This window comes from Pyruvatibacter sp. HU-CL02332 (assembly GCF_040362765.1).
Classification (GTDB): domain Bacteria; phylum Pseudomonadota; class Alphaproteobacteria; order CGMCC-115125; family CGMCC-115125; genus Pyruvatibacter.
Map to the genome: position 1 here is coordinate 487651 of NZ_BAABWK010000002.1, position 16291 is coordinate 503941.

The following is a 16291-nucleotide window of genomic DNA, read 5'->3' on the forward strand; positions in this document are numbered from 1 at the left end:
ATTAGAAACTCGTGCCCGCACTGAACCGGAAGAACTGGGTCTTGTCGTAGTCTTCTTTGATGAAGGCTTCGGCAAGATCAACTCGAACCGGACCGAAAGGCGATTCCCAGAAAATACTAAATCCGCCGGACGCCCGCAGGGCAAAATCGTCCTGGATATTGCTCACGGTCAGGACGTTATTGACAACAAGCAAGCGGTCTTGCTCATCGCTAACGCCTACACTGCCGAACTCGGTGAAGAACGCGCCTTTAATCCCAAGTTCCTCAGGAAGGAAAAGAGGAACTGATATCTGCGCGGTGCCAATTGCATAAGCGTTGCCACCTAGCGCATCGTCTGTGGTCAGGTCACGGGGACCAACGCCCGATGGTTCAAACCCTCGGAAGCTTGACCCGCCTTTGAAGAAACGGTTGTTGAGCCGAACGTCCTGACCGTCATAGCCCAAGACATAGCCACCATCGAGTCGAAGAGACAGCACGAAGTCTTCATCGAAACCGTGGAAAAAGGCTGTCCCAGCTTCAGTTGCCAGGAATCGATTGTCGCCCAGCGGTGTGCCGGCAGTCTGGTCAAAGAAGAAGGTGTATCCTGATGTCGGAATCTCAGGATCATCTCTCTCATCAATCGAATAGGTGTATCCGACCAAATGAGAATCGGCGACGCCCTCCGCAGCCAACACAGAGAGGGAGGCACGACTAGAAACATTCTTGATTTCTTCACGGACATAGCTTGTTCGTAGTTGGAGCGATGAGAATTCACCCATAGGGAACCCAAATCGGACACCCGCACCGGTTCGCTGGAAGTCATAGCCGGACTCATCCTGAAAATCGCTCTCAGTACCAAACAAATCAATGCCCGCACTCAGATTGCGCCCCATGAAGTATGGCTCTGTGAAGCGCAAGTCGATCTGTTGACGGTCGCCAGATAGCGACAAGCGCAACCGCAAGAACTGGCCGCGACCCAACAGGTTACGTTCGACGATTGCAATGTCACCAACAATACCAGCGTCCGACGAGAAACCAGCGCCAATCGATAGTTCACCGGTTGATTGCTCTTCAACATCCACGCTGATCACAGTCTGGTCTTCTTGTGATCCAGGTTCTTCGCTTACTTCAACATTTGCAAAAAGACCAAGTGCACGAATGCGATCACGCGAGCGACTTAGCAGGACCCGGTTGAATGCGTCGCCTTCGGCCAGGCGCATCTCGCGGCGGATCACACGATCCAAGGTGCGTGTATTGCCATTGATGTTGATACGCTCAACATATACCCGCGGACCTTCATCAACGCGGAAGGTGATGTTGATCTTGCGGTTCTCGCGGTCCCGACGCACACGCGGGCGCACATCTGAGAAGGCATAACCTTCGGTGCCTGCGGCAAATGTCAGAGCGTCCACTGCATCGTCAATACGAGACGCGTCGTATTCATCGCCATCTTCAATTTCGATCAGTGCACGAAGCTCTTCGGGATTGAGGCGTTCAAGCTCGGTCGCGACCTCAATGTCTCCAAATGTATAGAGTTCGCCTTCCTCGACCGTGAACGTGACGAAAAACTCACTGCCGTCTGGAGCCATTTCAGCCACAGAAGACAGAACGCGGAAGTCAGCGTAGCCATTTGTTAGATAGAAGCGGCGCAGCAACTCCCGGTCAAAGGTAAGGCGATCGGGGTCATAGTTGTCGTTGGTCGAGAGGAACTTCCACCACGCAGATTCTGATGTTGCGATTTCACCACGAAGATCACTGTCTGAGTATGCTTTGTTACCAACAAACTTGATGCTGGCAACGCCTGTCTCAGGGCCCTCAGAAATCTCGTATGCAAGATCCACTCGATTTTGCGGCAGTTGAATGATCTTAGGCTCGATCGCAGCGGCAAAGTTACCCTTGCGCCTGTAAAGCTCAATAATTCGCTGCAGGTCGCTTTGAACACGCGAGCGGGTAAAAACAACACGAGGCTTAAGCTCGGTTTCTGATTCAAGATCTTCGTCGTCGATACGGTAGTTACCCTCGAAGGCAACGCGGTTGATGATCGGATTTTCCACTACCGTCACGATCAGACCCGCGCCACTCTCACGAATAGACACATCGGCAAAAAGCCCGGTGGCAAAAAGGGTCTTCAAGCTGTCATCAATTGCCCTTGCGTCAGCCATCTGGCCTTCACGAATGGTCATATAGGACCGGACAGTCTCAGCCTCGACACGTTGGTTTCCCTCGACGTCGATACGCTCAACCACGAGTTGATTTCCCGTCGGGGCTGGAGCTGCAGTCGGAGCAACCTGTGGAGCAGCACCCGCGGGTGCTGTAGGTCCAACCTGAGCAGTTGCCGAGGTGCCAAAAGCAATCGCTGCCAGAATTGAAATGGCAGAAACGCGGCGCAACATGCGGACCGGCATCGTCTTTGTCATGTATCCTCGCCCGTTTTCAGGCCTATTGAAATTCACGTGTTCCGCCCCAAAAACTCAGGAAAACCATTAAAAACGGCCAAAATCAGGAAAATACAGAGCCGATATAGTCGAATACCCGCAAGTGAACCAAATCATTCCATGTTGCAAAAAGCATCAAAGACATAACGGCTGCTAACCCAATACGAAAGCCGTATTCCTGCGCTTTTTCCCCCAATGGCTCCCCACGAACCGCTTCCGCCGCATAATACAGCAGATGGCCCCCATCCAGCATGGGAACCGGGAACAAGTTTAACAGGCCAATCGACACCGACAAAATGGCTGCGAGGTTCAACAGAGCGATCAAACCAAGAGTCGCGACCTGCCCTGAGACCTGAGCGATCCTCAGAGGGCCGCCCAATTGGTCTGCGTCCTGGCGGCCGACAATGATATCGCCCAGATAGGTCATCGTGGTTGAGATGATAAACCCTGTTTCCTCTACGCCTTTCCAGACTGCGGCTGCCGGGTTGTAGCGCACGGTCGTGATGTCGCCTTCCGCGTTTTTACGGGTCAGGCCGATCAGTCCAATACTCTGCGTATTGCCGAAACGGTCGGTGATTTCACGCAACTGAGGAATGACTTCGAGATCCACCAACGATCCATCGCGTTCAACCGTGAAGGCCAAAACCCGTTCAGGGCTGGTCGACACGATACGCTGCATATCGTTGAAGCTCGCGATCTCGCTGCCGTCGATTGAGACCACAAGGTCACCAGGCATGAAGCCAGCTTCCGCGGCGGCGCCTCCAGGCTGCACCTCATCGACACGTGGCGCCGTAACGCTTTGTCCGATGACGGAGTACATGAAGGCAAAGATGACGATGGCCAAAAGGAAGTTGGCCACGGGCCCGGCGGCTACAACAGCGGCACGCGCATGCAGTGGCTTGAACTGAAAGCAGTCTTTGCGAATCTCTTCAGGCAGCTGTGACAAGGCTTCTTTGTCAGGAGTGCTGGCCGCGTTCTCATCGCCGAGGAATTTCACGTAGCCGCCTAGCGGCAGCCATCCGATTTTCCAACGCGTATTATTCTTGTCGGTCCAGCCGACGATCTCTCGCCCAAAACCAATTGAGAACTGCTCGACGATTACACCAAACCAGCGCGCGACCAAAAAATGACCCATCTCGTGAATGAACACCACAAGAGACAGGACGAAGATGAAGGGTATGACGTACCCGAATAGTCCGGAGATGAAATCCATTTAGGTGGTGACCCTAACCTTCACTGCTCGCATCTTGTGAGAGCACCCTTTGGGGGCACTCGCACGATTTGTTACGTTCGACGTGCTGCAACCAATTCACTGGCAATGACACGCCCGGCCTGGTCAAGCATCAGCACATCTTCAAGGTTCGCGGGTGCTGCATCCAACCCCTGCGATAATGCGCGTGACATGGTTTCTTCAACAATCGCTGCAATGTCGAGAAAACCGACTTCTTCGCCCAGAAATGCTGCAACGCCCACCTCGTTGGCAGCGTTGAGGAGTGTAGGTGCCGCACCCCCGGTTTGCAAGGCAGCAAGCGCCAGCCTCAGCGCTGGAAAGCGTTCTAAATCAGGGGCTTCGAAGGTCAGCTGGGCAATTTCAGCAAGATCAAGCCGTGGTGAAGGCGTGGCCATTCGTTCCGGCCAAGCCATGGTGTGTGCAATCGGGATGCGCATGTCTGGGGAGCCGAGCTGTGCCAGCACGGATCCATCTGTATAGGCGACCATGGAATGAATGACAGATTGAGGGTGCACAATCACTTCCAGCTGGTTCGTTTCAACCCCAAACAGGTAAAAAGCCTCGATGACCTCCAGCCCTTTGTTCATCAAGGTTGCGGAGTCGACTGAAATCTTTGCGCCCATGGACCAGTTGGGGTGCGCCACGGCCTGCGCCGGCGTCGCAACTTCCATTCTGGATTTCTCCCAGGTACGAAACGGCCCGCCGGACGCAGTCAGAATAATCTTCTCCACTGCATCGTGGTTGTCCGTTTCAAGCACCTGAAAGATCGCATTGTGCTCTGAGTCCACTGGCAGCAATGTCGCGCCAGCCTTCTTCACTGCCTCCAGGAAGACTGTGCCGGCGCTGACAAGACACTCCTTGTTGGCAAGAGCAACACATGCGCCCCGTTTTGCAGCGGTCAACGTTGGCTGAAGCCCGGCCGCACCGACAATTGCGCCCATAACAAATTCAGAATCACGATCTGCTGCCTCGTTCAGCGCATCAGCACCTGCTGCGGCTTCAACGCCAGAGCCTGAAAGCGCATCTTTGAGATCCTGATACTTGTCCGGGTTCGCGACAACAGCAAAGCGCGCACCGAAATCACGCGCCTGTTTCGCAAGCAGGTCCACATTCGAGTTTGCAGTCAGGGCATCAATTTGAAATCGCCCGGGATCACGCGCCACCAAATCAAGTGTGGACGTGCCCACCGAACCGGTGGACCCAAGAACGCAGATGCTTTTGGGTGCCCGACTGCTGTTCTCAGCAGGGTTGGTGTCCACAGCAATGCTCATACGACGAATATCCCCAAACCAATGCCCTTTCCCTCTTCGGCAAGAATGCCGATCAAAGCAACAAAGGCTGTAGCTACTGCTGCAAAAATTAGCCCGTCCACCCGATCCAACACGCCCCCGTGACCGGGAATAAGGGCACCTGAGTCTTTCACATTTGCATATCGTTTCAAGGCGGATTCCGCGATATCACCAATCTGAGCAATCACTGCTGTGGCACCACTTATCAACGCAAGCAGAATGGGTACGTCCAACCCCAGAATTATCGAGGTTGCGGCGCCTGCGACCGAGGCTCCGGCAACTCCGCCCAAAAGGCCAGACCACGTCTTAGCCGGCGAAAAGCGTGGTGCCAGTTTGGGACCGCCAATCGTGCGCCCTGTCACAAACGCCATTATGTCAGTTGCCCAAACGACAGCGAGCAACCAATAAAGTGTCCACATGCCCCAGTCGCCACCGGAACGTAACCATACGATGGCAATGCATGGCAGTAAGATGTAGGGAAAGCCGATCATCGGCCAGCGTTTGCCCTCGTCCCGCCAAACAACCACACCCATGGCGACGGCGAATCCAGCTGCAGCCGCGAGTAAGGCAAACAGGGGCATGCCTGCTCCGGCAAGCCCGACCGCTATGATCGCTGTGACAGCATGTATGACATAGTCCGCGTTCAGATGACTGCCGCGGACAAGGCGCGCCCATTCATAGGTCATGAGCACTGCAGCCAGCATTATCAACGCAGTGAATGCGAGCCCGCCTAAGTAGACGAGGTAGATAGCGCCGGGTGCGAGCACGGCAGCAGACGCTATCCGCAGGAACAATTCCTTTGAGCGCGGCGGACGCGGTGGGACGTTGTCCCCATCACCGGAGGGAGACGTTCCATTGTCGCCTGGGGCGCCTACGGCTGAGGTGTCCATGGCTCTCTCGCACCAAAGCGCCTTTCGCGCGAGGCATAGTCAGCAAGCGCCTCACCCAATACTTCATCGTTGAAGTCAGGCCAAAGCGTTTCCACAAAAACAAGTTCAGCGTAAGCCGCTTGCCAGATCAGGAAATTGGAGAGGCGCTTATCGCCACTCGTCCGGATTATGAGATCAGGATCCGGCAGGTCATGAGTGTCCAAATGGTCTGCGACGGTGTCTGGCGTGATATCACAAGGTTTGAGGTCACCACGCGCCACAGCTTCAGCAATACGCAATGTTGCCCGTGTGATCTCACTTTGCCCGCCGTAGTTGAAGGCAATGGTCAATCGCAAGCCAGCGTTGCCTGCGGTCAGATCTTCGGCTTCTGCAATCATCCGCACAATGTCGTCTGCCAAGCCTTCGCGCGACCCAATAATCCGGATACGGACATTGTTTTTGTGAAGTTCTGCAAGATCACGTCGGATATAGAGGCGCAGCAGACCCATCAGGTCCTCCACCTCTTCCGGCGGACGCCGCCAGTTCTCGGTAGAGAATCCAAAAAGTGTCAGATAGGGAATGCCGCGCTCACCCACTGCACGCACCATCCGCCGGACGGTTTCTACGCCCTGTCGGTGGCCTAGCTTTCGGGGCAGATGTCGCTTTGCTGCCCAGCGCCCATTGCCATCCATGATGATAGCCACGTGCCTTGGCAGCGCTGCATTCACAGCCTTTGGCGCAGACCATTCCTCAAGCACCTGCTGGTCAGCGGTACTTTGGTCAGATGGGACTGGGGCTTCTGCTCGATGCATGGACCAAGAGTATCAGGTAAAGCGTTGAGTGCACGTTACCGGCAAATATGCCGAAAACAGCCAAAAACTCGCTTTATACCTGCATAATCTCCGCTTCTTTGGTGGCTAGGGCAGCATCCACGTCGGCAACAGCTTTGTCTGTCAGACCCTGCACCTTCTCGGACAGCTTCTTGTGATCGTCCTTGCCGATATCACCACCCTTTTCGGCTTTTTTAAGATGATCCATCGCATCTCGACGCACATTGCGAACCGCGACGCGGGCAGCTTCAGCGTACTTGCCGGCAACCTTGGTCAATTCGACGCGACGTTCTTCGTTGAGTTCCGGGATACCAACACGGATAAGCGTACCGTCTGCAACCGGGTTTACACCTAAGCCTGCGTCACGAATGGCCTTCTCGACTGGACCTACGAGTCCCTTGTCCCAGACTGACACCGTAATCAGCCGTGGCTCAGGAACCGACACATTGCCAACCTGATTAAGAGGTGTTTTGGCGCCATAGGCATCAACCATGACTGGGTCAAGCAGGGACGCTGATGCACGGCCTGTGCGCAGTCCGCCAAACTCACTCATCAAATTGTCGAGTGCGCCATGCATGCGCAGTTCGATGTCATCCAGGTCTACACCTGATCCGTCTTCGGCCATGTTGGCTCTCCTTAGGTCTGTCGTGCAGTCTCGGGGCAAAGGCGAATTGCTCGCGCGTCAGGCTGCTTCGTTCTCAACTATTGTTGCTCGGCCCTCACCCTTGAGAACCCGGCCAAACTCGCCAGTCTCATGGATATTGAAGACCACGATGGGAATTGAATTGTCGCGACACAGGCTGATTGCGGAGGCATCCATGACCTTGAGATCATCAGCCAGCACCTGCATGTAGCCAAGTCGTTCGTAGCGTTTAGCATTGGGGTCAAGCTTGGGGTCTGCGGTGTAGACGCCATCAACCTGGGTGCCCTTCATTAGAGCATCACACCCCATTTCTGATGCCCGCAATGCGGCAGCTGTGTCCGTCGTAAAAAACGGATTGCCAGTACCTGCTGCAAAAATGACAACCCGGCCCTTTTCCATATGACGTACCGCGCGTCGCCGGATATAGGGCTCGCAGACAGTCGTCATGGGAATAGCGGAGAGGACCCGTGTGGGGACGCCTTGTTGCTCAAGGCCGTTTTGAACTGCCAGGGCATTCATGACAGTTGCCAGCATGCCCATGTAGTCAGCGCTGGCTCGGTCCATGCCTTCTGCGGCCCCCTTAAGGCCACGAAAGATATTGCCGCCACCAATCACAAGGCAAACTTCAACGCCAATCGCCAGTGCTTCCTTCACTTCACCAGCAATGCGCTGCACAACATTGAGGTCAATGCCGTAGGCCTCCTCACCCATCAGCGCCTCACCGGACACTTTCAAGAGCACGCGTTTGTACTGAGGCTCGGACATGAACAAGGCTCCGACGGCGAATAACAGCAAAAGTGGGCAGTAGATGGTACTGCGCCGCCGACTCATTCGAGGCGGCGGCGCTGCATATTGGACGATGCGACGCTCAGTTTCCAGAGCATCCCATCTGAGTAGAAAGGCTAGGAATTGGCGGCAGCTGCAACTTCAGCAGCAAAATCCGTCTCTTCCTTCTCAATGCCTTCGCCAAGCTCAAAGCGCTTGAAGCCCTTGAGCGTAATCGGGGCGCCAACATCACCTTCAGCATTCTTGATCGCTTTTTCGACGGTATTGTCCGGGTCAATCACGAAGGCCTGCTTTGAGAGCACGACTTCTTCGTAGAATTTGCGGATACGGCCTTCGACCATCTTGCCGATGATCTCTTCAGGTTTGCCACTTTCGCGTGCTTCAGCGGAGAGCACTTCGCGCTCCTTTTCCACGACGGCCTGGTCAAGATCAGCCTCGGTCAGCGCAAGTGGATTTGTGGCGGCAACATGCATTGCAACCTGACGGCCCAACTCGTTGAGCTTTGCTGCGTCCCCGGTAGATTCAAGTGCTACCAGCACGCCGATTTTGCCAAGACCAGGGGCAACCTGGTTATGCACATAGGCTGCAACCGCACCTGCACTCACCTCGAGGCTATCGCTGCGGCGCAGGGTCATGTTTTCACCGATGGTGCCGACCATGGCCGTCACGTGATCTGCGACCGACTTTCCGGCACCTGGGAACTCAGCACTCTTGAGCGCTTCAAAATCACCGCCGGTAGAAGCAGCCACGCCAGCAATGCCGGAGACCATTTCCTGGAAACCTTCGTTGCGAGCCACGAAATCGGTTTCTGAGTTTACTTCCAGAACAATGCCGCGTGTGCCTTCAACGGCAACAGCAACAAGGCCTTCAGCAGCAACGCGGCCGGACTTCTTGGCAGCTTTTGAAAGACCTTTGGTGCGCAGCCAATCAATGGCGGCTTCCATGTCGCCGTCGGTTTCCTTGAGGGCTGCCTTGCAGTCCATCATGCCCGCGCCGGTAGAGTCGCGGAGCTCTTTCACCATGCTGGCGGTAATATTGGCCATTGGGTGATCCTCTTTGGTGTTTGTCTAAATGGGGTTTGGGCACCTTGCGCCTGACAATTCCTCGCCATGGCCTTAGCGTCCGGATGCGTCGCCAGCGTGACACTCTGCGCATAGCAGAGTGTCACGCGGCAAAAGCGTTAGGCAGTTTCAGCAGGTGCTGCTTCTTCTGCCGGGGCCTCAGCAACTGCTTCGGCCACTGGTTCTTCAGGAAGCACTTCCGCAATTGGTTCGTCAGCTTCGCCTGGGTCAAACGCGGCACCGCCCTGACTGCGCGAGATACCATCAAGCACAGCGCGGGATGCCAGGTCGCAATAGAGCGAAATAGCGCGAGAGGCATCGTCGTTGCCCGGGATCGGGTAGGTAATGCCGGAAGGATCTGAGTTGGAATCAAGAACGGCAATCACTGGGATGCCGAGCTTTGCTGCTTCCTGAATAGCAATCTGTTCCTTGTTGGTGTCCACAACAAAAATCAGGTCAGGCACGCCGCCCATGTCCCGGATACCGCCAATTGCCTGGTCAAGCTTGTCGCGGTTACGTGTGAGAACCAGACGCTCTTTCTTGGTGAGGCGCAGGCTTTCATCAGCGAGCTGCTCATCATATTCGCGCAGTTTCTTGATGGACGCGGATACGGTCTTCCAGTTGGTCAACGTGCCGCCAAGCCAGCGGTAGTTGATGTAATACTGGGCGCAGCGACGTGCAGATTCCGCAATCGGGTTAGACGCCTGCCGCTTGGTGCCAACAAACAGTACACGGCCGCCACCGGCAGCAACGTCACTCAGCGCAACGAGGGCCTGGTGCAGCAACGGCACGGTCTGGGCAAGATCAATGATGTGGATGTTGTCGCGGACGCCGAAGATGAACTGGCCCATTTTCGGGTTCCAGCGGTGGCTTTGGTGTCCAAAATGCACGCCTGCTTCCAGCAGTTGGCGCATAGAATATTCTGGCAGGGCCATGTGCCTTGCTCCTTTTGTTTTCCGGTTCAGCCTCTGCGAGGGAGGAAGAGCGGCTGGCTAAAAGCCCGGACCGCACCGGATGGACTGGCAGGAATGTGTGCAAATGCGCCAAAAACTACGCATCTACGGGCCCTGACACCCCGTCCCTCGCATGTGGATTACGAGGCGGTATAAGGGGTTAGAGCCTGCGGCGCAAGGGCTGGTGCTTTTAGCTTCAGACCTCGGCTTTGGTGATGCTCGGGGTCATCTTGTAACGCGGAGCTAGCGCCAAACACTTTACGTGATAAACTGTTTTTTCAAGAAACAAAAATAGCCTTTTGGGGAACAACCTATGGATCACGTCAGGACCACCTGCAGCCTTTGCGAAGCCTCCTGTGGGGCAGTCATGACCGTCGAGGATGGCCGGATACTCAAAGTAGCGGCGGACCGCGAAGACGCCCTGTCGGGCGGGTTCATCTGTGCCAAGGGCGCCGCTATTCCTGACCTCGAGGCTGACCCGGACCGCGTCCGCACGCCGCTTCTCAGAAAAAACGGAGAGCTGATGCCTGTAAGCTGGGAAGAAGCGTATGCGTTCATAGACGATCGACTAAGCGCAATCCTTGCGGAGCATGGGCCCCAGGCCACGAGTGTGTATGTCGGCAATGCCGCTGCTCACAACCTGAATATCATCACCAATTTTGAAGATTTGGCGAAAGCACTTGGCACCACCAACCTGTTTACTGCGGCAAGCCTTGATCAGAACCCAAGGCAGGTCATGTCTGGCCTCTTGTACGGGGACGAATTTGCCCTCTACGTGCCGGACATCGACCGCAGCCAGCTTGTCTGGATCATGGGAGCCAACCCCGCAGAATCCAACGGCAGCATGATGGTTGCACCTGGCTTTCTGGGCCGGATGCAAAAAATGCATGAGCGCGGCGGACGGACGGTCGTGTTTGATCCCCGACATACAATGACGGCATCTCGCGCAAGCGAATATGTTCCCATTACGCCTTCCGGTGATGCTGCCTTTCTGGCTGGTGTGGCGCATACCCTACTCAAGCTTGGACCGCCGAAAACCACAGCGCTCTCGCTTGTTGACGATGTGGCAACAATAGAAGAGTGGCTTGCTCCCTTCACGCCTGAGGCGGTCGCGGAGGCGTGCGGCATCGATGCGGATACAATCACCAGACTCGCCACAGAACTAAGAGACACACAGGCTGCGGCCGTTTATGGCCGGTTAGGCACAACCACACAGCTTTTCTCTTCGCTCACCTGCTGGTTGATGGACATGGTCAACATTTTCGCCGGCAACCTTGATGTGATCGGTGGGTCCATGTTCCCCAAGCCGCTTCTTGCTCAGCCCAACACCATTGGTCCATCCGGTGTGGGCGCTGGCTTCACGGTCGGCAAATGGAAGTCCCGTGTCAGTGGCGCGCCTGAGGTCGTGGGACAGATGCCAATGGCTTGCATGGCAGAGGAAATGGACACCCCGGGTGAAGGGCAGATACGCGCACTTTTTTGCCTGGCAGGAAATCCGATTACCGCAAGCCCTGATACTCAGAGAATGGCGGCAGCCATTGACGGGCTGGATCTACTGGTTTGCCTGGATATCTATCAGGGTGAGACAGCATCAAAAGCAGATGTCGTTCTACCATCGCCGCCCAGGCTCGCACGAGCCAACTACGACGCCTACCTCTACAGGTTTACGGTTCGCAATTACGGGCGATACACACAACAATACCGGCCTCTGGAAACCCACGAACGTAGCGATCGAGAGACGTTGCTACGGCTTATGGCAATTGCTCAGGGGCACGGTTGGGATGCCGATATTGATGCTCTGGAAGATGCAACGCTTGCAGCAACGGTTGAGGCGATGACGCAAGTACCGGAGTCTGCAATCGAGGGCCGCGATCCGGCGGACATCATGACTGCCCTGCGTGCCCTTCAACCGATAGAACGGCGCATGGATTTTGGATTGCGCATTGGACCATTCGGAGACGGCTTTGGCAGTCGCGAAGGTATTTCGCTGCAAACTCTCAAAGACTCTCCGCAGGGCGTTGATTGCGGGCCACTCGTGTCACGTCTGCCAGAGTCGCTGCGCACGACGTCAGGGCGGATCGAGGCAGTGCATGACATTATTGGGGCAGAGCTGAACCGTCTGACGAGATGGCTTGGCGAAACTCGACCACGCTTCACTCTTATCGGACGGCGCCAGTTGCGCTCCAACAACTCTTGGTTTCACAACCTGAAGAGGATGCAGCACCCAACACGGGAATGCACCGCGCAGATCAGTCCGCAAGATGCAGCCAAGCTTGGCGTGACGTCAGGCGATCTATTGTGTGTATCGACGCCGAAGGCCGCGATCGATATTCCGGCGGAAGTGAGCGACACACTCTCACCCGGTGTTGTTTCCATTCCCCATGGCTGGGGGCATGAAATGCTCGACGGCAAGCTGAGTGTTGCGAGCGCAAACCCCGGGGTCAACGTCAACAGGATCGTCAACTATGACGAGGTTGATCCGCTGACATGGAACGGAAGGCTGAATGGAATGCCGGTGGATATCGCCAAGCTGGAAACGAATTGATATCCCGCTACAGATCTTCAACGTGCGCGACGCCGTCAATTGCCTTGAGTGCACCGCGCGCTTGAGGGGTTACCTCAAAGCGTCCAGGCAGCGTGATTTCCACTTCCTTCTTGCCACCTTCGGCATCGACAATAAGGCTCAATTGTCCCCTGCCCTTTGGCGGTAGGCAGGCCTGAATGCTGGTGAGGGCTTTTGGGTCATCCACGAACAGGCGCAAGCCGTTTGATGTCTCCGACGCAACCTTGTCCACTGGCTGAACAGTCGCAATCTTGAGCCGAACGTCATCCCCGTCCACCTCGGCCTCAACGCCGACGACCACAGACATGTTTGGTTCAAGAAAGTCGCGTGAAACAGCCAGCGCATCCGAAAATATCACTGCCTCAAATTCACCTGTGCCATCTGACAACCCCATAAAGGCGAAGCTGTTGCCGCTCTTGGATCGACGCTCCTGCTTGTAGGCCACCGTACCGGCCAGCTTGCCGACACGTGGTCCACCGGATGCAATAGCCTGCACAAATTCTGCATAGGGTTTGACGCGGGCGCGCCGCAAGGCATCACGATAATCATCCAGCGGGTGCCCGGACAGATAGAAGCCGACGGCTTCCATTTCGTGACGCAGCCTTTCCATCGGCATCCAGTCGCGCTGGTCTCCCAGTCGCAGATCAGGGGCCACACCCGGCCCATCGCCAAACAGACTTGATTGTGAACTTTCGCGCTCTGCATCAGCACGGCTCATCTCAGCCATGGCCTTATCGGCGGCGCCATGAAGTCGTGCGCGGTTTTTGTCCACCACGTCGAATGCACCCGCGCATGCGAGATTCTCAATAGCGCGTTTGTTCACAAATTTTGGAGATACGCGAGAGGCAAAGTCTGCGACAGACTTGAAGGGGCCGTTCGATTGTCGTTCCTCCTCCAAGTGATGCATGGCCTGCTTGCCTACATTGCGAACTGCCGCAAGCGCATAGGAAATCGCACCGTCAATCACCGTAAATTCTGCACCGGACTGGTTTATGTTGGGCGGGTAAACCTCGATTTCCAAGCGCTGCGCTTCGCGTCGGAACGTATTCAGTTTGTCCGTATTGCCCATATCAAGATTCATTGAGGCCGCAAGGAACTCCACTGGGTAGTTGGCCTTGAGCCAGGCAGTTTGATACGCGACGAGAGCATAGGCAGCTGCGTGACTCTTGTTGAAGCCATAGCCGGCGAATTTATTGACCTGCTCGAAAATGCCAGCGGCCTGCTTGCCGTCAACCTTGTTCGCTTCCGCGCCCTCGACAAAGCGGACCTTTTGCTTGTCCATCTCTGCCTGGATCTTCTTGCCCATGGCACGGCGCAACAAATCAGCGTCCCCGAGTGAATAGCCGGACAGGACCTGGGCAATCTGCATCACCTGTTCCTGGTAGATCATGATCCCATAAGTTTCGGTCAGGATCGGCTCAAGACTTGGATGCAGATAGTCGGGTTCTTCGTCGCCCTTCTTCACGGCGAGATATTTGGGAATGTTGTCCATCGGGCCGGGACGATAGAGCGCCACCAGAGCGATGATGTCCTCAAACCTGTCCGGCTTCATCTTGCGCAGGATGTCGCGCATACCGGAACTTTCGAGCTGGAACACGCCCACAGTCTCACCGCGCGAGAGCATCTCGTAGGTCCCGACATCATCGAGCGGCAGCGCCTCGATGTTGACGTCAACGCCGCGGTTTTTCAGCAGCTTCAGCGCACGCTCAATGACCGTGAGGGTTTTCAGTCCAAGGAAGTCGAATTTGACGAGCCCCGCCGGCTCCACCCACTTCATGTTGAATTGGGTGACCGGCATGTCAGAACGCGGATCACGATAGAGGGGCACCAGCTCCTGCAGTGGTCGGTCGCCGATCACCACGCCCGCTGCATGGGTGGACGCGTGGCGGTACAGACCTTCCAGCTTCAAAGACATGCTGATCAACCGGTCGACAATTTCTTCAGACCGACGTGCTTCCTGCAGCTTTGGTTCGCCCTTAATGGCTTCGCCGAGCGTTACAGGATTTGCAGGATTGTTCGGCACAAGCTTACATAGACGGTCAACCTGGCCATAGGGCATCTGCAAGACGCGCCCGACGTCACGCAACACAGCACGGGCCTGCAACTTACCGAATGTGATGATCTGGGCGACCCGATCACGCCCGTATTTCTCCTGCACATAGGAGATCACTTCATCGCGACGGTCCTGACAGAAATCAATATCAAAGTCCGGCATGGATACGCGTTCGGGGTTCAAGAACCGTTCGAACAGCAGACCAAATCGCAACGGATCAAGGTCTGTGATGGTGAGCGCCCAGGCAACCACTGACCCGGCACCTGAACCACGTCCCGGGCCTACGGGTATGTCGTGCTGCTTTGCCCACTTGATAAAGTCGGCAACGATCAGGAAGTAACCAGGGAAGCCCATGTTCTGGATAACGCTGAGTTCAAACTCCAGCCGCTTCCAATAGTCTTCCTCCGGTGCGTAGGTCCCAAGTGCTTCAAGGCGGGCTCGCAATCCCTCTTCAGCCTGACGTTTGAGCTCAGCAGATTCACCTTCAACGCCATCCAGCCCTTCAAACCGCGGAAGGATTGGGTCAATGATGCGCGGGCGGTACGCACACCGCTGGGCGATCTCAACAGTTGAAGCGATTGCTTCAGGCAGATCAGCAAAAAGCGCTGCCATTTCGGCGCCTGATTTGAACCGGTGATCCGGTGTCATGCGGCGGCGGTCTTCCTGCATCACATAGGCACCGTCCGCCACACACAAAAGCGCATCGTGGGCTTCGTAATCATCAGCTTCAAAGAAGAAGACTTCATTGGTCGCCACCAAAGGCAAATTCTGGTCATACGCAATGTCCAGAAGTACCGGCTCGGCCGTAGCCTCCTCAGCCATACCGTGTCTTTGGAGTTCGACATAAAGCCGATTGGGGAATGATCTTGCCAGTGTCCGCGCAAGCTCTGCACCCGCGTCTGATTGCCCGGAAACGATGAGGCGGTTTATCGGGCCATTTGGTCCACCGGTGAGGCAAATGAGCCCTTCGGCATGGCTGGCCAATTCATCGAGTGAAATGTGCGGCTGCTCGGTACCGTCGGTCCCCAGATAGGCCTCAGAGGTGAGGGCCATCAAATTGAGATAGCCGACTTCGTCCTTCGCAAGGAGCGCGATTGTTGGGTCTGGCGGACGGACACCGCCGCCTCTTACAGGTTCAACCTCGAGGTCCAATGCGAGGGTGCACCCAATGATGGGCTGGACGCCTGCGCCGGAGAGTTTTTCTGAAAATTCAAGAGCACCAAACAGATTGCCGGTATCGGTGACGGCCACCGCTGGCATGTCCATTGCCTGACACCGACCGGCCAAATCCGGCACTCGCACGGCACCTTCCAGAAGGGAATAAGCCGTATGAAGCCTCAGGTGGACAAAGACAGGATCTTTGAACTGCCGGATCTCATCCGGCGTCGCGTCTGCGCTCGATTCGTCACTCATGGCCTAAGTGTACCGCCAAGTGATCCGGCCCGGTTACAGGGGTTTCAGTTATCCCCAGAAAAGACGCCTGACGCAGCTGCTTGTGGATTATCCGGCGGCCTGCGCAGCGGCAGTCAGTGCAAAGCCACTCCACATGACAGCACCAAGAACGAAGAGAGCAGCGGTATCTTTGACCCATTCAGACATA

General features: G+C 55.8%; 10 protein-coding genes and 1 pseudogene. 1 reads left to right on the forward strand and 10 read right to left on the reverse strand.

The annotated features are described in order from the left end of the window. Position 1: 1 nt before the first annotated feature. The 9 genes and pseudogenes from bamA to rpsB all read right to left on the reverse strand — a co-directional run. Positions 2–2395 (reverse strand): outer membrane protein assembly factor BamA, encoded by a 2394-nt coding sequence (gene bamA, locus ABXH05_RS13080; RefSeq protein WP_353561392.1) that lies wholly within the window; start codon positions 2393–2395, stop codon positions 2–4. Positions 2396–2477: 82 nt separating this feature from the next. Continuing rightward, a complete protein-coding gene (gene rseP / locus ABXH05_RS13085) occupies positions 2478–3626 on the reverse strand; it encodes an RIP metalloprotease RseP (RefSeq protein WP_353561393.1) in 1149 nt (382 codons plus the stop codon). Between the two features lie 71 nt (positions 3627–3697). Next, positions 3698–4915, reverse strand: a complete 1218-nt coding sequence (locus tag ABXH05_RS13090) for a 1-deoxy-D-xylulose-5-phosphate reductoisomerase (protein ID WP_353561394.1) — start codon at positions 4913–4915, stop codon at positions 3698–3700. Continuing rightward, positions 4912–5823, reverse strand: coding sequence for a phosphatidate cytidylyltransferase (locus tag ABXH05_RS13095; RefSeq protein WP_353561395.1), 912 nt, complete (start codon positions 5821–5823; stop codon positions 4912–4914). The genes ABXH05_RS13090 and ABXH05_RS13095 overlap by 4 nt, the downstream gene beginning before the upstream one ends. Continuing rightward, a complete protein-coding gene (locus ABXH05_RS13100; RefSeq protein WP_353561396.1) occupies positions 5805–6614 on the reverse strand; it encodes an isoprenyl transferase in 810 nt (269 codons plus the stop codon). Before ABXH05_RS13100 ends, ABXH05_RS13095 begins: the two co-directional genes overlap by 19 nt. A 73-nt stretch (positions 6615–6687) precedes the next feature. After that, positions 6688–7257, reverse strand: coding sequence for a ribosome recycling factor (frr, locus tag ABXH05_RS13105; protein ID WP_348140084.1), 570 nt, complete (start codon positions 7255–7257; stop codon positions 6688–6690). Positions 7258–7314: 57 nt separating this feature from the next. Next, positions 7315–8040: a UMP kinase gene (pyrH, locus tag ABXH05_RS13110; RefSeq protein WP_348140082.1), complete on the reverse strand. Its 726-nt coding sequence runs from the start codon at positions 8038–8040 to the stop codon at positions 7315–7317. 137 nt (positions 8041–8177) lie between these two features. Continuing rightward, a complete protein-coding gene (gene tsf, locus ABXH05_RS13115) occupies positions 8178–9104 on the reverse strand; it encodes a translation elongation factor Ts (protein ID WP_353561397.1) in 927 nt (308 codons plus the stop codon). A 161-nt stretch (positions 9105–9265) separates the two neighbouring features. Further along, positions 9266–10057 (reverse strand): annotated as a pseudogene (gene rpsB / locus ABXH05_RS13120) (30S ribosomal protein S2); the annotation flags it as partial. A gap of 331 nt (positions 10058–10388) precedes the next feature. Between rpsB and ABXH05_RS13125 the strand changes: the two are divergent. After that, positions 10389–12620: a molybdopterin-dependent oxidoreductase gene (locus tag ABXH05_RS13125; protein ID WP_353561398.1), complete on the forward strand. Its 2232-nt coding sequence runs from the start codon at positions 10389–10391 to the stop codon at positions 12618–12620. A gap of 7 nt (positions 12621–12627) precedes the next feature. Here ABXH05_RS13125 and dnaE read toward each other — a convergent pair whose 3' ends face one another. Further along, the gene (gene dnaE / locus ABXH05_RS13130) at positions 12628–16104 is read right to left on the reverse strand and encodes a DNA polymerase III subunit alpha (RefSeq protein WP_353561399.1); all 3477 of its coding nucleotides are present in this window, start codon (positions 16102–16104) and stop codon (positions 12628–12630) included. Positions 16105–16291: the final 187 nt, after the last annotated feature.